At 74.0% G+C, this 22,119-nt stretch carries 25 protein-coding genes; 6 read left to right on the forward strand and 19 right to left on the reverse strand.

Translation table 11 applies throughout. From position 1 onward, the window contains the following. Positions 1-281: 281 nt before the first annotated feature. From ABLM29_RS19980 to ABLM29_RS20005, 6 genes are all read right to left on the reverse strand, one after another. Positions 282-896, reverse strand: a complete 615-nt coding sequence (locus ABLM29_RS19980) for a trimeric intracellular cation channel family protein (RefSeq protein WP_349716310.1) — start codon at positions 894-896, stop codon at positions 282-284. A 6-nt stretch (positions 897-902) separates the two neighbouring features. Next, on the reverse strand, positions 903-3,887 hold the full coding sequence (locus ABLM29_RS19985; protein ID WP_349716311.1) for a UPF0182 family membrane protein: 2,985 nt from the start codon (positions 3,885-3,887) through the stop codon (positions 903-905). Then, positions 3,880-4,434, reverse strand: coding sequence for a PPA1309 family protein (locus ABLM29_RS19990; protein ID WP_349716312.1), 555 nt, complete (start codon positions 4,432-4,434; stop codon positions 3,880-3,882). Before ABLM29_RS19990 ends, ABLM29_RS19985 begins: the two co-directional genes overlap by 8 nt. A 104-nt stretch (positions 4,435-4,538) precedes the next feature. Then, the gene (locus ABLM29_RS19995) at positions 4,539-5,576 is read right to left on the reverse strand and encodes a YlbL family protein (protein WP_349716313.1); all 1,038 of its coding nucleotides are present in this window, start codon (positions 5,574-5,576) and stop codon (positions 4,539-4,541) included. Between the two features lie 78 nt (positions 5,577-5,654). Next, entirely contained in the window at positions 5,655-6,002 is a 348-nt protein-coding gene (locus ABLM29_RS20000) for a hypothetical protein (RefSeq protein ID WP_349716314.1), read from the reverse strand. 34 nt (positions 6,003-6,036) lie between these two features. Then, complete coding sequence (locus tag ABLM29_RS20005; RefSeq protein WP_349716315.1) at positions 6,037-6,465, reverse strand: molybdenum cofactor biosynthesis protein MoaE; 429 nt, start codon at positions 6,463-6,465, stop codon at positions 6,037-6,039. Positions 6,466-6,545: 80 nt separating this feature from the next. On the opposite strand from ABLM29_RS20005, the gene ABLM29_RS20010 reads away from it, so the two are divergent. After that, a complete protein-coding gene (locus tag ABLM29_RS20010; RefSeq protein ID WP_349716316.1) occupies positions 6,546-7,910 on the forward strand; it encodes a zinc-dependent metalloprotease in 1,365 nt (454 codons plus the stop codon). A 17-nt stretch (positions 7,911-7,927) separates the two neighbouring features. Continuing rightward, positions 7,928-8,476 carry an NUDIX hydrolase gene (locus ABLM29_RS20015; protein ID WP_349716318.1) on the forward strand — a complete coding sequence of 183 codons (549 nt, stop codon included), beginning with the start codon at positions 7,928-7,930 and terminating at the stop codon, positions 8,474-8,476. A 21-nt stretch (positions 8,477-8,497) separates the two neighbouring features. Here ABLM29_RS20015 and ABLM29_RS20020 read toward each other — a convergent pair whose 3' ends face one another. The 3 genes from ABLM29_RS20020 to ABLM29_RS20030 form a co-directional block, all read right to left on the reverse strand. Beyond that, positions 8,498-8,878, reverse strand: a complete 381-nt coding sequence (locus ABLM29_RS20020) for a M48 metallopeptidase family protein (RefSeq protein WP_349716319.1) — start codon at positions 8,876-8,878, stop codon at positions 8,498-8,500. 10 nt (positions 8,879-8,888) lie between these two features. Continuing rightward, positions 8,889-9,941 carry a PHP domain-containing protein gene (locus ABLM29_RS20025; protein WP_349716320.1) on the reverse strand — a complete coding sequence of 351 codons (1,053 nt, stop codon included), beginning with the start codon at positions 9,939-9,941 and terminating at the stop codon, positions 8,889-8,891. A gap of 383 nt (positions 9,942-10,324) precedes the next feature. Further along, positions 10,325-11,185: an enoyl-CoA hydratase/isomerase family protein gene (locus ABLM29_RS20030; RefSeq protein WP_349716321.1), complete on the reverse strand. Its 861-nt coding sequence runs from the start codon at positions 11,183-11,185 to the stop codon at positions 10,325-10,327. 139 nt (positions 11,186-11,324) lie between these two features. On the opposite strand from ABLM29_RS20030, the gene ABLM29_RS20035 reads away from it, so the two are divergent. Both ABLM29_RS20035 and ABLM29_RS20040 read left to right on the forward strand, forming a co-directional pair. Continuing rightward, a complete protein-coding gene (locus tag ABLM29_RS20035) occupies positions 11,325-11,483 on the forward strand; it encodes a DUF5679 domain-containing protein (RefSeq protein WP_168929513.1) in 159 nt (52 codons plus the stop codon). 113 nt (positions 11,484-11,596) lie between these two features. Continuing rightward, positions 11,597-12,472 (forward strand): hypothetical protein, encoded by an 876-nt coding sequence (locus tag ABLM29_RS20040; RefSeq protein ID WP_349716322.1) that lies wholly within the window; start codon positions 11,597-11,599, stop codon positions 12,470-12,472. Between the two features lie 37 nt (positions 12,473-12,509). Here ABLM29_RS20040 and ABLM29_RS20045 read toward each other — a convergent pair whose 3' ends face one another. The 5 genes from ABLM29_RS20045 to ABLM29_RS20065 all read right to left on the reverse strand — a co-directional run bounded on the left by ABLM29_RS20045 (position 12,510) and on the right by ABLM29_RS20065 (position 15,960). Then, on the reverse strand, positions 12,510-12,686 hold the full coding sequence (locus tag ABLM29_RS20045; protein ID WP_349716323.1) for a hypothetical protein: 177 nt from the start codon (positions 12,684-12,686) through the stop codon (positions 12,510-12,512). A gap of 117 nt (positions 12,687-12,803) precedes the next feature. Next, positions 12,804-13,064: a putative WhiB-interacting protein gene (locus ABLM29_RS22350; protein ID WP_502889281.1), complete on the reverse strand. Its 261-nt coding sequence runs from the start codon at positions 13,062-13,064 to the stop codon at positions 12,804-12,806. Further along, complete coding sequence (locus ABLM29_RS20055; RefSeq protein WP_349716325.1) at positions 13,030-13,299, reverse strand: WhiB family transcriptional regulator; 270 nt, start codon at positions 13,297-13,299, stop codon at positions 13,030-13,032. Before ABLM29_RS20055 ends, ABLM29_RS22350 begins: the two co-directional genes overlap by 35 nt. Positions 13,300-13,440: 141 nt before the next feature. Then, the gene (locus tag ABLM29_RS20060; protein WP_349716327.1) at positions 13,441-13,701 is read right to left on the reverse strand and encodes a hypothetical protein; all 261 of its coding nucleotides are present in this window, start codon (positions 13,699-13,701) and stop codon (positions 13,441-13,443) included. Between the two features lie 129 nt (positions 13,702-13,830). Beyond that, positions 13,831-15,960: an ATP-dependent helicase gene (locus tag ABLM29_RS20065; protein ID WP_349716328.1), complete on the reverse strand. Its 2,130-nt coding sequence runs from the start codon at positions 15,958-15,960 to the stop codon at positions 13,831-13,833. A gap of 117 nt (positions 15,961-16,077) precedes the next feature. On the opposite strand from ABLM29_RS20065, the gene ABLM29_RS20070 reads away from it, so the two are divergent. Beyond that, positions 16,078-16,332: a mycoredoxin gene (locus ABLM29_RS20070; RefSeq protein ID WP_349716329.1), complete on the forward strand. Its 255-nt coding sequence runs from the start codon at positions 16,078-16,080 to the stop codon at positions 16,330-16,332. Between the two features lie 9 nt (positions 16,333-16,341). Here the strand turns inward: ABLM29_RS20070 and ABLM29_RS20075 are convergent, their stop codons facing one another. The 5 genes from ABLM29_RS20075 to ABLM29_RS20095 all read right to left on the reverse strand — a co-directional run bounded on the left by ABLM29_RS20075 (position 16,342) and on the right by ABLM29_RS20095 (position 21,082). Beyond that, positions 16,342-17,628 carry a hypothetical protein gene (locus ABLM29_RS20075; RefSeq protein ID WP_349716331.1) on the reverse strand — a complete coding sequence of 429 codons (1,287 nt, stop codon included), beginning with the start codon at positions 17,626-17,628 and terminating at the stop codon, positions 16,342-16,344. Continuing rightward, the gene (locus tag ABLM29_RS20080; RefSeq protein ID WP_349716332.1) at positions 17,625-18,158 is read right to left on the reverse strand and encodes an RNA polymerase sigma factor; all 534 of its coding nucleotides are present in this window, start codon (positions 18,156-18,158) and stop codon (positions 17,625-17,627) included. Before ABLM29_RS20080 ends, ABLM29_RS20075 begins: the two co-directional genes overlap by 4 nt. A gap of 85 nt (positions 18,159-18,243) precedes the next feature. After that, positions 18,244-19,155, reverse strand: a complete 912-nt coding sequence (nudC, locus tag ABLM29_RS20085) for an NAD(+) diphosphatase (protein ID WP_349716333.1) — start codon at positions 19,153-19,155, stop codon at positions 18,244-18,246. Positions 19,156-19,211: 56 nt separating this feature from the next. After that, positions 19,212-20,276: an S-adenosylmethionine:tRNA ribosyltransferase-isomerase gene (locus ABLM29_RS20090; protein ID WP_349716334.1), complete on the reverse strand. Its 1,065-nt coding sequence runs from the start codon at positions 20,274-20,276 to the stop codon at positions 19,212-19,214. Beyond that, positions 20,273-21,082, reverse strand: coding sequence for an SDR family NAD(P)-dependent oxidoreductase (locus tag ABLM29_RS20095; protein ID WP_349716335.1), 810 nt, complete (start codon positions 21,080-21,082; stop codon positions 20,273-20,275). Before ABLM29_RS20095 ends, ABLM29_RS20090 begins: the two co-directional genes overlap by 4 nt. A gap of 113 nt (positions 21,083-21,195) precedes the next feature. Between ABLM29_RS20095 and soxR the strand changes: the two genes are divergently transcribed. Then, positions 21,196-21,666 carry a redox-sensitive transcriptional activator SoxR gene (gene soxR / locus ABLM29_RS20100; RefSeq protein WP_349716336.1) on the forward strand — a complete coding sequence of 157 codons (471 nt, stop codon included), beginning with the start codon at positions 21,196-21,198 and terminating at the stop codon, positions 21,664-21,666. Positions 21,667-22,119 lie beyond the last annotated feature (453 nt).

The raw sequence follows: 22,119 nt of genomic DNA on the forward strand, positions 1-22,119 counted from the left end.
TCTGGCCACGATCCACCCTGCGCATCGTGCGCGCTGGACGGGTCGTGAACCGGTCAGGTGTCCGCGATGTCGTGAGACTCAATGTGTCCGCGATGTCCTGAGCCTCCACACACCCGTATCCCGGGCTCTCAGGCACACGACCCGCCACACCGTGGCCCACCCGATGCCTCAGGCACACGACCCGCCACACCGTGGCCCGCCCGATGCCTCAGGCACACGACCCGCCACACCACGACCCACCACGCCACGGCCCGCCGAGCCCCACCGCACCCGCCGCGACGTCAGCGCGGCGGACCCAGTCGCGGCGCCGGCACCGTCCAGTTCCTGCGCAGCGCGAGCAGCCGCCAGCCGGTGGTCAGCGCGATCGCGGGCCCCATCACCACCAGCGGGTCGAGCCCAGCCTCGACACCGACCGCCGCGACGGCGGCACCGCTCAGCGCCGGGATCGCGTAGAGCTCGGTGTTGCGCAGCACGACCGGGACCCGCCCGGCCAGGACGTCGCGGATCACCCCGCCACCGATGCCGGTCACCAGCCCCAGCGCCGCCGACGCGACCGGACCGAGCCCGAACTCCTCCGCCTTGAGCGCACCCGAGACGCAGAACAGCCCGAGCCCGCCGGCGTCGAAGACGTTGACCAGCCGCTCGAACCGACCCACCTCCGGGTGCCACCAGAAGGTGAGCAGGCCGGCGAACGCCGGCACCGCCAGGTAGCGCCAGTCGACCAGCGCGGGCGGCGGCACGTCCCCGATCAGCACGTCGCGGATCAGACCGCCGCCCAGGCCGGTCGCCATCGCCAGCACGACCACCCCGACGATGTCGAGGTGGTTGCGCACGGCGACCAGGCCGCCGGAGATCGCGAAGACGAAGATGCCGACCAGGTCGAGGGTCAGCACCATGGCGCGTTACCCCTCCTGGCCGGATCCGCTGGAGCCGGACTCCCGCTGGCCGGCGAGCGCCGCGGCCCGCTCGACCTTCCGCTGGGCGATCTCGAGCTGCTTGGCCCACTCGGCGGTGTCGTTCGCCGCCTGGGCGGCGGACGCGGCGTCGAAGGCCTCGTTCGCCTCGACGAGCAGCTGGTCGATCTGCTCGTCGACGGTGAGGTCCGAGCTCCCGCCGTCGCCCGTGGTGCCGCCCTTGTCGCCCTGGGTGCCACCGCTGTCGCCCTTGGTGCCGCCCGACCCCGACCCGGAGGTGCCTCCGGTGCCGGTGCCGTCGCCGTCGCCGAGCGCCGCCTCCATGGCGGTCTCCAGGTTGCGGCCGATGCCGACCTCGCCGCCGTAGGAGACGATCACGAACTGGAGGATCCGGAAGCTCGACGTGGCGCCGCCGGCGCGCACGGCGTACACGGGCTGCACGTAGGTCAGGCCGTTCTCCACGGGCACGGTCAGCACGTTGCCGAAGACCGGCGGCGAGGAGGTCTGCTCGTACTCGCGCAGCTCGTCGCGGACGTCGCCGTCCTGGCTCATCTCGTTGGCGACCAGGCCCGGGCCACGAACGCTGGCCGAGTTCATCTCCAGCACCCTCATCTTGCCGAAGTCGCCGGAGGTCGCGTCCGAGTTCACCGCCACGAACGACGCCAGGTTGTTCTTGCCGCGCGGCACGAAGACCGAGGTCAGCGACCACTCCTCGCCGTCACCGATGTCGCTGAACATCCGGTACGGCGGCTGGAAGCTCGCCGGCGAGTTCGGGTCCTGCGGGACCTCCCAGCGGTCGCTGCCCTGGTAGAAGTCGCCCGCGTCGGTGACGTGATAGCGGGCCAGCTGGTAGCGCTGCACCTTGAACAGGTCCTCGGGGTAGCGCACGTGGGTCAGCAGGTCGTCGGAGATCTCCGACTTCGGCTTCACGGTGTCGGGGAACGCCTTCATCCAGGTCTGGAGGATCGGGTCCTCCTCGTCCCACTCGTAGAGCGTCACGGTGCCGTCGTAGGCGTCGACGGTCGCCTTGACCGCCGAGCGCACGTAGTTGACCTCGTCGGTCGGGATGGTGCGCAGCCCGGTGTCCTCCTGGAGCGAGTCCTCGATCATCGACTCGAAGGACTCCCGCTCGGAGTTCGGGTAGCGGTCGGTCGTCGTGTAGCCGTCGACGATCCACAGCACCTTGCCGTCGACCACGGCCGGGTACGGGTCGCCGTCGACCGTCAGCCACGGCGCCACCTTCTCCACGCGCGTCACCGGCTCCCGGTCGTAGAGCACCCGGGAGTTGGCGTTGACGCGGCCCGAGAGCAGGAAGTTCGGCTCGCCGAACTTGATCGCGTAGAGCAGCTGGTTGAACGTCGACCCGACCGGCACGCCGCTGGCGCCGTCGTACGTCGTGCGGGTGTCGCCGGCGTCGGTGTCGGTGTTGGCCAGGCCCAGCTCGACGTCCGCCGCGTCCTCGCCGGCCTTGCCGACGATCGAGTACGACGGGGAGAGCTCGCCGAAGTAGATCCGCTCCTCGAAGTCGCCGAGCGCGTTCTCGCTCTTGATCTCGGTCCCGGACTCCTCGGACTCGATGCCCTCGGCCCACACCATCCGGCCGTCCGCGTCGGAGGAGGACACCTTGTTGGCGTACGCGGCGATGATCCCCTCACCGTGGGTGTAGACGGTGTGCAGGTTCGACCAGTTCTGGTCGTTGGCGTTGAGGCCGGCCTGGTCCATCTCGCGCACACCGAGCACCAGCGGCTGGTCGACGCCGTCGATCGTGTAGCGGTCGACGTCCAGCACCGAGGCCACCGAGTAGTAGACGCGCGGCTGCTGGAGCTGCTCGAAGGTGTCGCGCACCTGCTTGGGGTCCACCACCGGGACCTCTTCCAGCTGCGGCAGCACGTCGTCGGCCGCGACGCCCGCGACCGGCGGCGTGCCGGAGTAGGACTCGGTCTCCACCTCGCTCAGCCCGTAGGCGTCGCGGGTGGCATTGATGTTCGCCTGGATGAAGGAGGCCTCCTTGTCGGCCTCCGTCGGCTTCACCTGGAAGCTCTGCACGATCGCCGGCCAGATCATGCCGAGCAGGATGGCCGAGAGCGCGAGCAGCGCCAGGCCGACCGACGGCAGCTGCCAGGTGCGGCGCCAGATGTTGAGGAAGAACAGCACGGCGCAGATCAGTGCCACGCCGAGCAGGATGTTGCGGGCCGGCAGCACCGCGTTCTGCGCGGTGTAGTTCATGCCGGTGAAGAGCGCGTGGTCGTCGGTGACGAGGTCGTAGCGGTCCAGGAAGTAGTCGGCGGCCTTGGCCAGCACGAAGACGCCGAGCAGCACCGAGATCTGGAGCTGCGCCGCCGAGGAGACCCGGTCGTGGCGGACCTGGAGGCGGATGCCGCCGTACAGGTAGTGGACCAGCACCGTCGCCAGGAGCGCCACGACGGAGGCGGCCATCACGAAGTCGACGACGTAGTGCCACCACGGCAGCTCGAAGACGTAGAAGCCGATGTCGCGGTTGAAGTAGGGGTCCTTCTTGCCGAACGGCTCGGCGTTGCGCCACAGCAGGTAGGTGCGCCACTGCCCCAGCGCGGAGGTGCCGGCGAACAGGCCGACCACGACCGCCACGCCGGCCAGCAGCCAGCCGCGGATCGGGGTGACGGCGTCCCGGTAGCGCTCGACGCTCGCGTCGCCGCCGGCCATCCGGAACAGCGGCCGGAACCGGTACGCCAGGTGCATGTTGACCGCGACCATGGCGCCCATCAGCACGCCGAACGCCACGAACAGGGCGATCCGGGTCCACAGCAGGGTGCTGAACACCTGGCCGTAGCCGACGTCGGAGTACCAGAGCCGGTCGGTGTAGATCGTGGAGAAGGCGGTCAGCAGGAAGAAGCCCACCACCAGGACGGCGATCGTGATGACGAGCGCCCGGCCCCGGCGCCCGGGCCGGGTCGGCGCGGGCTGCGTCGGCTCCTCGTCGAACAGCTCACTCATCGCCCTCGTCCTCCTCCACCAGCGTGCCGCGCAGCAGGTCCAGCAGGTTCGGGACCAGGTCGACGCCGCCCATCACCGCGGCGTCCTCGTCGTGGCTGCGCAGCCGCAGGGCGCAGTACGACGCGCCGTGCCGCGTCACGCCGGCCACGATCCGCACCTCCTCGCGGTCGGGGTGCTCGCGGGCGAACTCCTCGGCGGCGTCCTTGTCCTCCGGCACGTGCCCGTCCGCCGAGGGCGGCAGGACCAGCCGCTCGACCACGGCCGCGCACCCGGTGACCCCGTCCGGCCAGCCGATCTGCCCCAGGACCTCCTCGAGGCTCTGGTCGGCCGGCAGCTCCTCCTGCTCGATCGGGGTCAGCGAGCCGCGCTCGCCGGGGCCGTCGAGGCCGAGCTGGGCGGCGAGCGACGGCTCCTGGGCCACGAGCGCGGCGGTGTCGACCAGCGCGTACAGCCGCGCGGGCTGGTCCCAGCCGGCGCCTGCGTGGTGCTGCTCGATCTCGAGCACCGCAGTGGCCAGGGCCGGGTCGACGTCGAGCTCGTAGTCCATCAGCAGATCTCCAGGTGCATCGGGTTCACACGGGGGTAACGGTCCGGGGGGCACCAAAAGTGCCACAGGTCACGGCGGGGTCGCGGTGCGGTCTCGGCATGATGTCAGCAGGTCGGCAGCTCGGCATCGGGATCCTCGGACCACTTCTCCAACGACAGCCGGGCCCGGTGCATCGTGGTCGCCTTGACCAGCCGCAGCTCCGGGTCGAGGCCGGCGACGTCGTCGCAGTTGCCGGCCGGGACGAAGAAGAGCTCGGCGCCCGCGTCCTCGGCACCGGCGATCTTCTGCGCGATGCCGCCGATCGCGCCGACCCGGCCGTCCGAGGCGATCTCCCCGGTGCCAGCGACGATCTCGCCGCCGGTCAGCGAGGCGGGGGTGAGCGTGTCGTAGATGGCCAGCGAGAACATCAGCCCGGCGCTGGGTCCGCCGACGGCCGGGTCCACCTGGAGGTCGATGTCGAACGGGAAGTCGTAGCCGACGCCCAGGAGCACGCCGATCCGGGGCACGCCGTCCTCGATCTCCGGCACGATCTTGACGGTCAGGTTCTTCCGGTCGCGGCGCATCACCAGGGTGACCGGGCTGCCGTCGTCGTGGGTCCGGACCTGCTCGATGACCTGCTCGCTGCTGGTCACCGGCTCGCCGTCGATCTTCACGAAGACGTCGCGCACCAGCAGCTCGCCGTGCGCCGGACCGTCCTTGCTGACGTGGGCGACCTGCAGGCGCGGCTCGACGTCGATCCCCATCTCCCCCAGCGCGACCGCCTTGGCGACGTCCTGGGAGGTGGTCATCTGCACCTCGCCCTCGACCTTCTCGTCCTCGGCGGTCTGGTTCGGCGGGTGGGCGACGTCGTACGGGATCACCGCCTGGTCGGGATCGGCCCACCGGACCAGCGCCTCGCCCATCGACAGCTTGCGCCCGCGCGCGGAGGAGAGCACGGTGGTGAACCGGATCTGGCCGTCGTCGTAGTACGACCGGTGCCCGTCGACCTGGATGATCTCGGCGTCGTCGGAGTCCACGCCGAGGATGTCGAACGTGGGCCCGGGGCTGTAGCTGGCGTAGGGCAGCGGCACCGCCAGCGCGACCGCGCCGAGCGTGATCACCAGCGGCCCGGCGATCAACGCGGCGAGGGTGCGCTGGTTCATGGCGCCTACCTTCTCATCCGCGCCAAGATGGCGCGGCGGCGGGCGACACGCCTGATCAGGCGCGCGGGCCCGGCAGGATCAGGAGGCGCGGCGGCCGTGGCCGCCGGCGAAGCGGCCCTCCGACGGGCCGCCGCCCTCGCCGCCGCCCTCGCCGGACCGGTGCTGCTCCCCGTCCAGCAGCACCGGGCGGGTGCGGGACGGGCGGAGCGCGACGCCGCTGCTGCGGTCGGCCACGTAGCCGGGGCGCCGCTGGACGGCGTAGCCGGGCCGGCGCCGGTGCTCCCGCTCGAGCGCCTCCCCGAGGCGGCGGGCCGCGGTCTCCGCGTCGACCGGGCGCCCGCGCTGCTGGCGACCCCACCAGGCGACCCACAGCGACGTCACCACCGTGACGACGGCGGCGGGCGCGAGCCAGAGCAGGATCTCCACGCCCCGACGATAGGTCGCCGGCGGCGGCGATCGGTCACGGCGCGCCGACCCACTCCTCGGTGCCGTCGGTGAACCCCTGGTGCTTCCAGATCGGCACCTCGGCCTTGAGCGTGTCGATCAGCGCCTCGCTGGCGTCGAAGGAGGAGCCGCGGTGCGCGGCCGTCGTCGCCACGACCACCGCGAGGTCGCCGATGGCGAGGTCCCCGACCCGGTGCACCGCCGCCAGACCCGTCACGTCGTGCGCCGCCGCCACCCGGTCGCAGACCTCGGCCAGCCGGTCCAGCGCGCTGGGGTGGGCGGAGTAGGAGAGCGCCTTGACGCCCTTGCCCCCGTCGTGGTCGCGGACCCGGCCGACGAAGAGCACCAGCCCGCCCGCGGTCGGGTCGTCGAGGGAGTCGACGACCTCGGCGACCGAGAGCGGCTCCTCGCTGATCGCGACCAGACGTACGGCGGGATGCGGCATGGTCGGAAGCCTATGCCCGGATCCGGGCCACGACCCGGTCGCTGTGCGCACGGTTGGCCGAACCGCGTAAATTCGGTGCCATGAGCACTGGCGACTCCGAGCAGCCGAACCCGTTCAAGGGCACCCCGTTCGAGCAGCTCTTCGGAGCGCTGGGCGGCGCGTTCGGCGGCGCCGGCGGCGGGCAGGCCTTCTTCCAGCAGCTGCAGTCCCTGATGCAGCCCCACGACGGGCCCCTGAACTGGCAGGCCGCCACCGACATCGCGCGGGCCGCGATCGCCCAGCAGCCGGACCCGTCCCCGACCAGCCGCGACCAGGGCCGGGTCGCCGACGCGCTGCAGCTGGCCGACCACTGGCTCGACGCCACGACCGCGTTCCCCTCGGGGGTCACCACCACCGCCGCGTGGAGCCGCGCCGAGTGGCTGGTCGAGACCCAGCCCGTGTGGAAGGTGCTGGTCGAGCCGATCGCCGCGACCTCCCTCGCCGGCGTCGGCAAGGCGCTGCCCGAGGAGATGCGCGCGGGCGCCGGCCCCCTGATCGGGATCCTCGGCCAGGCCGTCGGCGCGATGCTGGCCGGCCAGGTCGGCCAGGGCCTCGGCGCGCTGGGCGGCGAGGTGCTGACCGCCTCCGACGTGGGCATCCCGCTCGGCGCCCCCGGCAAGGCGGCGCTGGTGCTGAGCAACGTGCGCGAGTTCGCCGAGGGCCTCGACGTGACCGAGGAGGACGTGGTCCTCTACCTCGCGCTGCGTGAGGCCGCCCACCAGCGGCTCTTCGCGCACGTCTCGTGGCTGCGCGACTACCTGATCGGCGCCGTGACCGACTACGCCCGGGGCCTCGAGCTCAACGCCTCCCAGATCCAGGAGCGGATGCAGGAGCAGCTGCGCGGCATCGACCCCAGCAACCTCGAGTCGATGCAGTCGCTGCTCGAGGGCGGCCTCTTCGACCCGCCGACCACGCCCGCCCAGGAGGCCGCGCTCTCCCGGCTCGAGATCGCCCTGGCCCTGGTCGAGGGCTGGGTGGACGAGGTGGTCGGCCAGGCCACCGCCGAGCGGATGCCGTCGGCCGACAAGCTCCGCGAGGCGGTACGCCGGCGCCGGGCCGCCGGCGGTCCGGCCGAGCAGACCTTCGCCGCGCTTGTCGGGCTGGAGCTGCGCCCGCGCCGGCTGCGCGACGCGTCCACGCTGTGGGGCGGCCTGCGGTCGCGCTCCGGCCCGGAGGCCCGCGACGGCGTCTGGATGCACCCCGACCTGCTGCCGACCGCGGCGGACCTCGACGACCCGCTCTCCTTCCGCGCGGAGGCGACCCCGCCGGAGGAGCTGTCCGCGGAGGACTTCGACGCCGAGCTGCGCAAGCTGCTGGAGGGCCCGGCGGACGACGCGGGCGAGACGGGCGAGACCGACGAGACCGACGGGGGCGACCCCGCCGCCGGCGACGAGCCGACCGCCTGACCAGCCGGCACCTGTCGATGACGCTGCACGCCGACGCGCTGGCGACCCTGCGCGCCTGGACGCCGCCGGACGCCGAGCAGGAGGCGCTGCGCGCGCGCTTCGTCGCCCTGCTCGAGGCCGAGCCGGACGGGATGTGGCGCTCGGCCCACCCCGACCACCTGACCGCCGGCACGCTGGTGCTGGACCACACCGGCGAGCGGGTGCTCCTCAACCTGCACCGCAAGGCGGGACGCTGGTTCCACTTCGGCGGCCACGCCGAGCCCGGTGACCCGACCCTGGCCTCGGTGGCGCTGCGCGAGGCCCGCGAGGAGTCCGGGATCACCGAGCTGTCCTTCCACCCGGTGCCGCTGCAGCTGGACGTCCACGTCGTCCCGTTCTGCGGCCCGAGCGGCGGGGTCAGCCACCTGGACGTGCGCTACGCGGCGCTGGCGCCGGCGGGCGCGCAGGAGGTCACCAGCGAGGAGTCGCTGGCCCTGCGCTGGTGGCCGGTCGACGCCCTGCCCGAGCTGGAGCCGAGCATGCACCGGCTCATCGGCTGGGCGCGCGCGGCGCTGGTCGGCGCCTGAGCCGCTCGACCCTCGGGAGGGTCAGTCCACCGGGCGGCTGACGTTGTTGGCGTCCGCCCACCCCATCAGGTAGCCCTTCGCCTTCTCCGTCAGCGGGTAGTGGCTCACCCAGGCCCAGAACTTCTCGTCGTGCTGCGGCTCCAGCAGGTGGGCGAGCTCGTGCACGAGGACGTAGTCGACGACCCAGTCGGGCATCCGCTTGAGCCGCTCCGAGACCCGGATCGTCCGGTCGCCCGGGGTGCAGGAGCCCCACCGGGACCGCTGGTTGGAGACCCACCGCACCGACTCCGGCTGCGCGAGCCCGCCGAGGTAGAGGTCGCTGAGCTCCAGGGACCGCCGCATCAACGCGTCGTCGGCCGCGGCCTGGCGGCCACGGCGCGTCGGACGACGGGTTTCGGTCATGCGTTCGACCCTAGGGCCTCGCCCAGGCCAACAGGTGCTCCTTCGGCCAGGTGTTGACAATTCGTTGTGAATCGATGCCAAGCTCCTCGGCGCGCTCGCAGCCCAGCACCGGGAAGTCGAGCTGACCGGGGGCATGGGCGTCGCTGTCGATGGAGAACAGGCAGCCGACGTCCCGGGCGAGCTCCAGCAGGCGCGTCGGCGGGTCGCGGCGCTCGGGCCGGGAGTTGATCTCGACGGCCACGCCCTCCTCCGCGCACGCCTCGAAGACGGCCCGCGCGTCGAACCGCGACTCGGCCCGGGTGCCGCGGCCGCCGGTGACCAGCCGGCCGGTGCAGTGACCGAGCACGTTGGTGAACGGGTTGCGGACCGCGGCCACCATCCGCCGCGTCATCGCGTCCGGGTCCATCTTCAGCTTCGAGTGCACGCTGGCGACCCGCACCTCGAGCCGCTCCAGCATCGCCGGGGTCTGGTCCAGGCCACCGTCGTCGAGGATGTCGACCTCGATCCCCTTGAGCAGGGTGAAGCCCGCCCCCGCGGCACCGGCGGAGAGGTGCTCGTTGACCGCGTCCACGACGTCGAGCTGGCGCGCCAGCCGGTCGGCGCTCAGCCCGTGGGCGACCTTCAGGCGCGGCGAGTGGTCGGTCAGCACCAGGTACTCGTGACCCAGCTCCATCGCGGTCATCGCCATCTCCTCGATCGGCGAGCCACCGTCGGACCAGTCCGAGTGGGAGTGCAGGTCGCCGCGCAGCAGCGAGCGCAGCTCCGCGCCGCCGGCGGTCAGCGGGCCGCCGAACTCGGCCTCGGCGGCGGCCAGCCGCTCGGGCAGCTCCCCCGCGACGGCGGCCGCGATCACCTTCGCGGTGCTGGCGCCGACCCCGGGCAGGTCGGTCAGCGTCCCCGCGCGCGCCGCGGCGGCGACCTCCTCGACCGGCAGCGGCAGGATCGCGGCGGCGGCGCGGCGGAACGCCTGGACCTTGTAGGTGTCGGCCCTCCCGCGCTCGAGGAGGAAGGCGATCCGGCGCAGCGCGGCGACCGGGCTGCCGTCGTACCGGTCCGCGGTCACGATCTGCTCCGTTCCGTTGTCTGTCCACAGGCGGTGGAGAAACCTCCACCGGCCGGATCGCCGCGGCCGGGCCGCATCGCCGCAGGTCACAGCAGCCTACGGGGCGTACGGCGACGGGGAGGCCCCGGCCGACCGGCGGGACGAGCCGCAGGTTGTCCACCGTCCGTCCCCAGGCTCCCCCGGCCTGTCCACGGACAGTCCACCGCCTCCACAGCGATATCCACAGGATCATCCACAGCTGGGAAAAATCCGGGATTGACGTGACCGATCCGGGTTCCTAGCGTTCTACCCAGATGAGGCCTCCGGTGGCCCGCGGACGTTCGCAAGGGGAAGGCAAACGTCGGCGGCAGCCGGAGGCCTCTTCTACGTCTCCGGGCCGGCCCTCAGCGGCCGTGGAAGACCGGGGCCCGCTTCTCCTGGACCGCGCGGATCCCCTCTTGGAGGTCCTCGGTGGCCAGCGTGACCGGCTGCGCCAGGGACTCCCAGGCCAGGGCCGCCTCGAGGTCGGCGTGGCCGCGTTGCAGCGCCCCCTTGGTGAGCCGGCTGGCGATCGGCGCGGTGGCGGCGATCCCCGCCGCCGCCTCCAGCACCGTGTCGAGGAAGGCGTCGGGCTCGATCACCCGCGAGACCAGGCCGAGGCCGAGCGCCTCGTCGGCGTCGACCAGCCGGCCGGTCAGCATCAGGTCGCGGGCGGCCGACGGGCCGACCACGTCGGGCAGCAGGTAGGTGCCGGCCATGCCGGGGTGCAGCCCCAGCTTCACGAACGGGACGCCCATCCGGGCCCCGCTCGCGGCGTACCGGATGTCGCAGGCCAGCGCGAGGCAGAGCCCGGCCCCGATCGCCGGCCCGTTGATGGCGGCGATGGTCGGTACCTCGAGCCGGCGCACGGAGAGCCAGGCACGGTAGAAGGGCAGCATCCGCTTCCGCAGGCCGTCGACGCCGCCGTCGGCGCCCTCCGCCAGCCAGGCGGTGTTGCCGCCGGACGTGAACGCCCGCCCCTCACCCGTGACGACCACGGCGCGCAGCTCCGGGTCGGCCGCCAGGTGGTCGATCGCGCGCACCCAGGAGGCGGTCATCTCCTGGCTCATCGCGTTGCGCAGGTCCGGCAGGTCCAGCACCAGCAGCGCGACGCCGGGGGCCGGTCGCTCCAGCCGCAGGTGCTCCAGCGCGAGGCCCCGGTCCTCCCCCGCGCCGCCCTCCGGTGCTGCTGAGGCTGAGGAAACGGAAGATGAGTCTGGCGACATACGGGGCACGCTACTGCGACTCTGAACATCTGTGCCGTAGGGTCGGGGAGGTTCAAGAACTGTGCTGAACCCCGGCGGGCTTCCCCCATGTCCCCCGTCGCGACGACCGAACGAACGAATCATGAGCAAGGAGGCCGTCATGGCGGAGACCTGGAGCGGCGAGTTCTACTGCGTCAAGTGCAAGGCCAAGCGTCAGGCCGATGGCGAGGTCAAGGTCAACGAGAAGGGGACCCGGATGGCCAAGGCCGTCTGCCCCGAGTGCGGGACCAACCTCAACCGGATCCTCGGCAAGGCCTGAGCCACCCGAGACACCCGGCGGGCGGTCCACCTCACGGTGGGCCGCCCGCGGCTGTTTTTCGGGCCTGTGGAGAGCGGACCGCGTCACGGCCGCGCCGGTGCCACCCTCCGTCCATGACGATGTCCTCATCCGGGCCGGACACCGCGGACCGCCTGCGGCTGCGCCCGGGACGGGCCGTGCTGCGCCGCGACGCCGCGACGCTGCAGGTCGGGCTGGGCAACGACGCGGTGCGGCTCCCCGACACCCCCGCGGTCCGCGGCCTCCTGGACCGCCTCGAACAGCGTCACGGGGTCGGCGTGGGCGCCGACGCCCCGGACGCTCGGCACGCGCTCGACCTGCTGGCCGCGCGCGGCCACCTCGTCCTGACCGGTACGACGCCCACCCCCGTGCCGGGCGAGGACGACCCGCCGGGAGCGGACGACACGCCCGACCCGCCCGCGCCCGTCGGCACCGTCGGCCTGCTGGTGCCCGACGACGCCAGCCGCGAGCGCCTCGACCCGCTGCTGGCCCTCGCGGGCCTGGTCCCCGCGGAGCGCGACCCGACGGCCTGGCTGGTGGTGACGCCCGGCCCGGTGCGCCGCGGGACGGTCGACGAGCTGGTCCGGGCGGACGTGCCGCACCTGCTCGTCGCGGGCCTGGACGAGACGCGGCGGGTCGGGCCGTTCGTCGTGCCCGGCCGGACCGCGTGCCTGCGCTGCGTCGACGCGCACGAGGCGGCGGACGACCCGCGCCGGCCGATCCTGCTGGAGCAGGCGGCCCGCGCCTCGGAGCGCCGGCCCGCGCCGGTGGACCCGCTGCAGGACCTGACGGCGCTGGCGCTGGCGGTCCGCGACCTCGCCACGTTCGCCGCCGGCGGCGAGCCGGGCACCTGGTCGGCGACGATCGACCTGCCCGCCCCCGCGGACCGGTCGGGATCACCCCGGCTGCGCCGGTGGCTGCGGCATCCCTACTGCGGCTGCGCCTGGGACGTGCCCCTCCTGCTGCCGTGATCCGGCGCCCTGCCTCGTCGGCGGGGCAGCGGTCGGGTCACCACCACTCGCTGTCGAGCTTGGCCTCCATCGAGCGCAGGTGGCGCCGCGAGCACTCCTCGCAGAAGCGCCGCCGGCGACCGTTCTCGACCGCCAGCGTCCAGGTCAGCGGTGTCTCCCCGCCCGGCGCCACGGCGCCGCAGAAGTCACAGGTCACCGGCGTGGCATCGGCCATGCAGCCAGCCTACGCACCACGAAGGGGCCGGATCCGATGGATCCGGCCCCTTCGCTTCACCCGCGATCAGGGTGCTCGGGAGGTGCCCCGAGTCGGTCTCGCTGCGCGTTGCGGGCCTCAGAGGTTGCGAGCGAGGGCGAGCCGCGCCTGCTGCGCGGCACGCTCGGCCTTGCGGCTGAGGCGATGGGCGCGGGCCTCCTTGGCCTCGCGCCGCTGCTGCGCCTCTCCCAGGCGCGCGGCGAATCGTGCGCGGGCCAGGTCTTCGTACAAGCCGTTCATGGTCTTCTCCGTCTGTTGGAAAGTTGGTGGTGGTGGGGTGGGGTGGGGTGGCCGGTGCTGCGGCCTAGGCGGCGCTGGCGTCCTTGCGGGGGCGGCCACGGGGCCGCTTGCGGGGGATCACCACTCCTTGCAGGAACAGCTCACCGCCCCAGACGCCCCAGGGCTCGCGCCGCTCGAGGGCTCCGGCGAGGCAGAGGGCCTGCATCGGGCAGTCCCCGCACAAGGCCTTGGCGGACTCCACGTCGGACGGGGACTCCGCGAACCACAGCTCCGCATCGTTGATGCGGCAGGGCAGCAGCTCGTCCAGCGTCGGCTCGAGAACACTGATGGTCATCTGTGTCACCTCCTCTTCTTCGACCTGATCGCGTTGGTCATCTCATCGGGGGATCGGGTTGCGGCCCCTGAGATACACAAAGGCCGCGGATCCCGGGTTTCGGGTTCCGCGGCCTGGAGGTTCAGCCGACTGAGCGTGAGCTCAGAGGGGTGGACTCCAGGTGGGAGATCCCGAGGCGAGGCCGGCGATGCCGGTCCAGCCGTTGCCGGTGGCGGTGGTGGCGGCGCGGTCCCGCTTGATCGCCGGGGCGGCCACGAGGGCGCGCTGCTCGGCGGCACGGAACGCATCACGCGCGACGACGCCCTGGACATCGGTCCGGAGGGCGGAGGCAGCGGTGGCGCAGCCGACGGCGGGCACGACGAAGTGCCGGTCCATCGCCGGGGTCATCGTGTAGATCTCCATGCTGGCCACCTCCTCTGCGGTGATCGTGCGCCGGTCGTGCCAGGACCGTGGTGCGCTGTGGGCTGTTGAGACGGAACGCTACGGCGCCCCATTTGGGGAGCGCAAACTATTTATCGGCCTTTTAGGGAACTAATTTCTGCCATCGCTGTCGGCGACCAGCTCCAGCACCGCCTCGCCGTACTGCTCGAGCTTGCTGGGACCGACGCCGCTGATGCGTCCCAGGCCGCTCAGGTCACCCGGCCGGACCTCGGCGATGAGCTCCAGCGTGGCGTCGGTGAAGACCACGAACGCGGGCTTGCCCTGCTCGCTCGACTCGGCCTTGCGCCACTCCTTGAGCCGCTCCAGCAGCGCCTCGTCGTAGCGCACCGGGTGCTCCGCGCAGCGGCCCCGCTTGCGCTCCCCCGCGGTGCCCAGCGGGCGGTGGCACTCGCGGCAGCGGGCGACGCTGCGGCTGCGGGAGGTCGCCTGCGGCTGCTGGGAGGCCGGCAGCAGCGGCAGCAGGAAGCGCGACGGGCGCCGCCGGGCCGCCTGCCCCGGGTTGCGGGCGGCCGCCCACGAGACGGAGAGGTGCACCCGCGCGCGGGTCATGCCGACGTACAGCAGCCGGCGCTCCTCCTCGACCGCCTCCGGCCGGCCGGCCTCGCCGGCCTGCTCGGCGTAGGTGATCGGCACGGTGCCGTCCTGGACGCCGCAGCAGAACACCGCGTCCCACTCCAGGCCCTTCGCGGCGTGGAAGGTGGCCAGCGTGACCCCGTCGGCCGACGGCGCGTGCTGCTCGGCGGCGCGGCGGTCCAGGTCGTCGACGAACCCGTTCAGCGAGCCGCCGGCCTGGCCACCGCCCAGGGCCGAGCCCTCGTCGGCGGCGTGCTCGGCCGCGAACTCGTCGGCCTGGTCGACCAGCGCCTGGAACGACTCCCAGCGGTCGCGCACCTGCCCGCGCGTGGACGGCGGCTCGGCGGCCCAGCCCATGCCGGCCAGCACGGCGCGGACGACCTCGGGCCAGGGGCCGTCGACGCCGTCGGCGGCCCCGGACCGGGCGGCGCCGCGGAGCCGGGTGACCGCCTCGCGCACCTCGGCGCGGTCGAAGAACCGGGCGGCGCCGCGGACGACGTACGGGATCGAGCGGTCGGCCAGCGCGTCCTCGAAGGTCTCGGACTGGGCGTTGATCCGGAACAGCACCGCCATCTCGCCGTACGGCGTGCCGGCCCGGTGCAGCTTCGCGACCTGGTCGGCGACGGCGGCGGCCTCGCTCACCTCGTCCGGGTGGCCGGCGTAGCGGACCGCGGGCCCGGCGTCGCGCTGCGAGCGCAGCTGAACGCCGGCGCTCGCGGTGCCGTCGAGCAGCCCGTTCGCGGCCGTGACGACCTGCGGCGAGGAGCGGTAGTTGCGGACCAGCTCGACCGAGGTGGCGTCGGGGAACCGGGAGGCGAAGCCACGCAGGTAGGAGGCGTCGGCGCCGGCGAAGGAGTAGATCGTCTGGGCGGGGTCGCCGACCACGCAGAGCTCGTCGCGGCCGCCGAGCCAGAGCCCGAGCAGCGCGAACTGCAGCGGCGAGACGTCCTGGAACTCGTCGACGACGAACCACTTGTACTGGCGCCGCACCTGCGCCGCGACCCGCTCGTCGGCCTGCAGGATGCCGGCGGTGAACAGGAGCACGTCCTCCATGTCCATCCGCCCCTGGCCGCGCTTGACCTCCTCGTAGGTCGCGAAGAGCCGGGCCACGGTGTCGGGGGTCTGGCCCGACACCGATCGCCCCGCCTTCGCCGCCAGCACCGGGTAGTCGTCGTGGCCGACGTTGCTGACCTTGGCCCACTCGATCTCGGAGGCGACATCGCGCAGCAGCGCCTGGTCGGCCTGGATCCGCAGGTTGCGGCAGGCCGCGGCGAGCATGCCGAGCTTGGACTCGGTCAGCGCCGGCAGCTCGGTGCCGTGCACCTGGGGCCAGAAGTAGCGCAGCTGGCGCAGCGCGGCGCTGTGGAAGGTCCGGGCCTGGACGCCCGGCGCGCCCAGCTGGCGCAGCCGCTGCCGCAGCTCGCCCGCGGCGCGGGTGGTGAAGGTCAGCGCGAGCACCTCGGTCGGCGCGTAGACGCCCGTCCCGACCCCGTAGGCGATCCGGTGCGTGATCGCCCGCGTCTTGCCGGTGCCGGCGCCCGCGAGCACCCGCACGGGGCCGCGCAGGGTCTCCGCGACCCGACGCTGCTCGGGGTCCAGCGCGTCGAGCAGGTCCTCGGGTCGGCGACCGAGCGGTGACAGGGACATGGCGCGCGGAACAACTCCTCGATGACGGGATCGGCGTCGGTCGATGGGACGATGGACACCGTAGGCGACACGACCGACACGACCGGACCCGGTCCGGCCACGAGAGGACACCTGCCGATGAGCTTCACGATGTACACCACCCCCTGGTGCGGCTACTGCCACCGGTTGAAGTCGCAGCTGGACCGCGAGGGCATCACCTTCGACATCGTGGACATCGAGCAGGACCCCGCCGCCGCCTCGATCGTGGAGTCCGCCAACAACGGCAACCAGACGGTCCCCACGCTGGTCTACGTCGACGGCACCGCGCAGACGAACCCGTCGATCGCGCAGGTCAAGGCCAAGCTCGAGAGCCTCGTCGACCCGGTCGACTGAGCCGGCGGCTCAGCCCAGGCCGCAGTCGCCGTACGCGCCCGGCACGTCCAGGGCGTCGACCAGCGTGTCCAGGCAGACCGTGCCCAGGTCGGTGCCGACCATCCGGTCGCCCTCCAGCCGCCACTGCACGGCGTCCTGGTAGAGGTCGATCCCGCTCTGCGAGCGGAGGGTGACGAACCCGCCGGACCCCGAGAGGAAGACGTCGGTGAACGGGCCGCCCGCCGCCGGCCCGCCGCCGTGCAGGTCCAGGCCCCGGACCGCCTCGACCGTCACCGGCTCGATCCCGCTGCCGTCGTAGCGGTAGACGTCGTAGGCGGTGGAGTCGCCGAACGACCGGGTCACCGCGAAGGCGACCCCGTCGCCGGCCGGGAAGCTCGCCTGGAGCAGCGCGGGCGCACCGCCGGCCGGCAGCCCATAGCGTGCTCCGCCGACGACGAGCTCGACGTCGCCGTCCCCGACCTCGGGCTCCGTGCTGCCCTCGAGCCGCGCGGTCAGGCCGTCGATGCCGGCCCCCTGGGAGACCACCTCGCCGTCCCCTACCCCGACGGTGTCGACCGGCGCCGGCTGCAGCTCGGGCAGGTCCCCGACCTCGCCGACGAACGTCGCACCGTCGCCGCACGGCGTCGGGACCGAGCCCTCGCCGCCGGGGCAGTGCATCCGGTCCGCCGCGGGCGTCAGCTCGGTGCCGCGCCCGGTCCAGGCGTAGGCGGTCAGGTACTCCTCGCCGTCCACCTCGTGCCGGACGCCGGTCAGCAGCCGCGCGTCGTCGTCGACCCAGACCAGCGACGGCGGGAACCAGCTGGTCGCCACCACCCGGAAGCTGCCGCCGTCCCCGAGCCGGTACGCCGACACGCCGGCCACCAGCAGCAGGCGGTCGCCGCCGACGTCGGCCAGGCCGCTCGGTCGCTCCCCCCGGGCCAGCCGGAGCTCGGCGGTGCCGCCGCCGGAGAGCTCCGCGGTGAGCACGCGCCCCTGCGTCGTGACCGTGTCGGGGACGCCGTCGCCGTCCACGTCGCCGGACAGGGTGACGCCCGCGGGCACGGTGGCCGAGGGCGTGGTGGGCGTCCCGGGCGTGGCCGGCGCCGGGGCCGGCTGGACCCGCCGGCCACCGGTCAGGCCGAAGGCGACCCCGATGCCGGCGGCGACCACCACCGCGGCGGCCACGGCGATGGCGACGGGTCCGCGCCACCGGTGCCACCAGGTCTCGGTCGGCGCGGGCGGCGCCTCGCGGGAGCCGTCGTACAGGTCGGCGCGCGCCGCCAGCGCCGCGCGCAGGCGCTCCTCGGTCGGGGTCATCGTGCCGCCTCCTGCCCGCTCAGCATCCGTTCCAGGGCGTCGAGGCCCCGGCTCGCGCTCGACTTCACCGCGCCCCGGGAGATCCCGGTCGCCTCGGCGATCTCCGCCTCGCTCAACCCCGCCCAGTACCGCAGCACCAGCACCTCGCGCTGGCGGCGGCCGATCCGGGCGAGCGCCGCGATCACCTCGCGGTGCTCCTCGGCGAGGACCGCCACCTCCTCGGGCCGCGGCGGACCCGAGTCGTGCGGCGGCACGTAGCCGCGGGCGGTGCGCCGGCGCCGGAGCGCCGAGCGCGCGCCGTTGACGACGCTGGTGCGCAGGTAGCCGAGGGCCGCGCCGGGCTCGCGCAGCGACCGCCCCCGCCGCACCAGCGCCGCGAAGGCGTCCTGCACCACGTCCTCGGCGCTGGCCTCGTCGTCGACCAGCAGGATCGCCAGCCGCGTCAGCGACAACCGGTGGGCGGCGTACAGCTCCGCCACGTCGAGGTCCGCGCCGTCCAGCTCCATGGACCCGCCTGCCCGCTCAGCCATCGCATCTCCCGTCCGAGGTGTCACCCCTACAGACGCCTCGGCGGCGCGGAGGTTGCCTCGGCGGGCGAACGAGTCCCGCGGCGGGTCACCAGCTGCCCGGCAGCGGGGCGCCGTACCAGTGCTCGATGAGGGAGCGGCTGATCGAGACCCCGCCCGGCAGCACCAGGCTGCCGGCCTCGGCCCCGGCGCGCATCTCCTCGCGGGTCAGCCACACGGCGTCCTCGACGTCCTCGTCCTCCAGGGTGATCGCGTCGTCGACGGCGACGCCGTGGAAGCCGAGCATCAGGCTGGCCGGCAGCGGCCAGGGCTGGTTGCCGAAGTAGGCGACGTCGCCGACCAGGACGCCGGTCTCCTCGGCGACCTCGCGGCGCACCGCGTCCTCCAGCGTCTCGCCGGGCTCGCAGAACCCGGCGAGCGTGGAGTAGCGGCCGGCGGGCCACGCGGGGTTGCGGCCCAGCAGGCAGCGCTCGTCGTCGGCGAACGGCTCGCCGTGGGTGATCAGCATGATCACGGCCGGGTCCGAGCGCGGGAACTGCGGCTTGCCGCACTCGGTGCACCGCAGCTCGTGGCCCGCCGCGCGCGGGACCAGCCCGCCGCCGCAGCGGGGGCAGAAGCGGGTCGCCCAGAGCCACTCCGCGATCCCGATCGCGTGGAAGACCAGCGGCGCGGTGCCGTCGGCGGCCGAGACCAGGTAGGGCAGCAGCCCGCGCAGCGGCACCCACGCGCCGGGCTCCTCCTTCGCCTGCTCCCCCGCCACGATCACGGCCCAGTACGCCGTGCCGTCGCGATCGCCGAGGTAGACCCGGGTGCCCTCGGGCGCCATCCGCGACGGCAGCCACTCCGGCCCGGTCGCGCCGGGACGGATCCGGGTGCCCGCGACGACCAGCACCCGGCTGCCCTCCTCGGCCCAGCGGGCGGCGAGCCACTCCTCGTCGGTGCGGCGCAGCCCCTGCCGGTCGTGCGGGGAGCGGCTGAGGTCCAGGTGCGGGAGGCTCACGCGTCGAGCCTAGGGCGTGGCGAGCACCCCGGTGGCGCCGTCCCGGTCACGCGCGCTCAGGGCAGCAGCAGCGCCGCGTCGCCGAACTCGTGCCACAGGTAGCGGTGCGCCACCGCGGCGTCGTACGCCGCCTGGGTGACCTCCGGCCCGGCGACCGCCTCGACCAGCAGCAGGTGCGAGGCCTCCGGGTCGTGCCAGCCGGTGATCAGCCCGTCGACGACCCGCGGCGGGTCGGCCGGCGTGACCACGCGCTCGGTCCAGCCGCGGGCGGGGCGGAGCAGGCCGTCCCGGTCGACCGCGGACTCCAGCGCGCGGGTCACGGTGGTGCCGACCGCGACCACCCGGCCGCCGCCGGCGCGGGCCGCGGTGACCAGGCGGGCGGTGGCGGCCGGCACCTCGAACCGTTCGGGCTGCGGCCCCTCCCCCGCCTCCTGCGAGGAGACGCCGGTGTGCAGCGTGACGGGCGCGACCGCGATGCCGCGGGCCACGAGGTCGGTGACCAGGCGGTGGGTGAAGGGGCGGCCGGCCGACGGCATCTCCGCGCTGCCGGGGCGGGTCCCGAACACCGTCCGGTACGCCGACAGCGGGTAGCGCCGGTCGAGGTACCCGTACGCGATCGGCCGCCCGGCGCGGGCCGCGTGGCGCCGCAGGGGACCGTCGACCGCGGCGCGCCACAGCCGGTTGCCGTGGCCGGTCGGCGACGAGCGCCGCGGGTACGGGTCGACCAGCGTGACCGTCACGTCGCCGGTCCTGATCGCGTCGCCGGGCTCCGCGTCGAGCACGGCGCGGTCGGCGTGGGGCGCGGTGCGCACCTCGACCACCCAGGTGCCGTCGTCGAGCGGGGTGGCCAGGTGCAGGACGACGGGGCCGCGGCGACTCCGTCCCGCCAGCTCGCCGTCGACCTGGCGGGCCTCGGTCGCGGAGTCGTTGACGACGACCACGTCGCCCGCGCGGAGGTGGTCGGGCAGGCCGCGGAACCTGTCGTGGCGGATGCCTGCGTCGGTCGCGACCAGGAGCCTCACCCCGTCCCGGGCGACGCCCCGGCGCTCGGCGGGTGCCGGGGCGAAGGCGTCGGCGGGTGCGCGGAAGGTGGTGTGCGGATGCTGCCCCAGGATGCTCACGGCCGCGCTCCCGCCATCGTCGCCTCCGTCGGGCCGCTGGCGCCGGCGACGTCGTTGACCGGGACGTCGTTGACCGGGACGTCGGCCGCGCGGTAGCGGCCCGAGGCCGGGCGGAGCGCCAGGAGAGCCCGCAGGTGCGGGACCACCGTCCCCGGCAGCGGCCGGTCGCCGATGTCCTCGCCCGGGAACGCGTCCTGGTGCATCTGGGTGCGCATGTCGCCGGGGTCGACGGCGTACCCGGTGATCGCCGGGTTCTCGGCGGCGAAGGTGAGGGTCGCGTGGTCGAGGGCCGCCTTGGCGGAGCCGTAGGCGCCCCACCCGGGGTAGTGCTCGACGGCCGCGTCGGAGGAGATCGAGAGGAGCACGCCCCGCGCGGCGACGAGGAGCGGCAGCAGCTCCGCGGTGAGCGCGACGGGGGCGCCGACGTTGGTCCGCCAGACCCGCTGGAGGTCCTCGGCCGTGACCGCGGCGAGCGGCGGCAGCGGGGTGGGGCCGAGCGTGCTCGCGTTGTGCACGAGCAGGTCGAGCCGTCCGGCGTCGGCGACGGCGCGGCGGAGCTCCACGCGGTGGCCGGCGTCCGTGACGTCACCGGCGATCGCGACGATCCGGCCGGGTGCGGCGGGGTTGGTGGGGTCGGCGGGGTCGGTGCGGTCGGTGCGGTCGGTGCGGTCGGCGAGGTCGGCGAGGCCGGCGAGCCGGTCGCCGCGGCGGGCGTCCGTGACGACGGTCCAGCCGTCGGCGGCGAGGTCGGTCACGAGCGCCCGGCCGAGGCCGGCCGATCCGCCGGTGACGAGTGCGACGGGCATGGGTTCCTCCTGGGGAGCGGGGTGGTTGTTCCACTCCATCCTTCAAGTTAAAGTGAACTTGAGTTCAAGGGGCGATCGCGGACGGTGTCCGCGGACGCGGGAGGGACGGGCGGATGCGGAAGGACGACCTGCTCACCATCGGCGAGGTCTCCGCGCGCAGCGGCTTCGCCGCCTCCGCGCTGCGCTACTACGAGGCGCAGGGCCTGATCACCGCCGAGCGCACCTCCGGCGGCCGCCGCTGCTTCGAGCGGGCCACCCTGCGGCGGCTGGCCTTCATCCGCGCCGCGGCCAACGTGGGGCTCACGCTGGAGGAGATCCGCGACGAGCTCGCCCGCCTGCCCGCGGGCCGCACCCCGACCAAGGCCGACTGGGCGGCCATCTCCCGGCACTGGCGGACCCGCCTCGACGAGCAGCTCGAGGCGCTGCGGCGCCTGCGCGACGGGCTGGACAGCTGCATCGGCTGCGGCTGCCTCTCCCTGCAGCGCTGCGCCTTCTCCAACCCCGGCGACGTCGCCGCGCTGTCCGACGAGGCCCCCGGCGCGGCCTACCTCCCGCCGCTGCTCCGCCGACCGCACCGCCCCTGACCCGACCGCACCGCCCCCGACCCGACCGCTGTCCCGGGTCGTGTGCCTGACGCACCCGTATTCCGGGTCGTGAGGCACACGAGCGGCGCCTGCTCGGGGCTGGCCCGGGTCGTGTGCCCCAGACCCCGCCATGCCGATGCCACAGGCACACGACCCCACCAACCCGAGCCCACCCGCACCTTGCCCCGCCTCGTGTGCCCCACACCCCGCCATCCCGATGCCACAGGCACACGACCCCCACCAACCCGAGCCCACCCGCGCCTTGCCCCGCCTCGTGTGCCCCACACCCCGCCATCCCGATGCCACAGGCACACGACCCCCACCAACCCGAGCCCACCCGCACCTTGCCCCGCCTCGTGTGCCCCACACCCCGCCATCCCGATGCCACAGGCACACGACCCCCACCAACCCGAGCCCACCCGCACCTTGCCCCGCCTCGTGTGCCCCACACCC

The organism is Nocardioides sp. YIM 152588, assembly GCF_040191335.1.
Lineage (GTDB): Bacteria > Actinomycetota > Actinomycetes > Propionibacteriales > Nocardioidaceae > Nocardioides.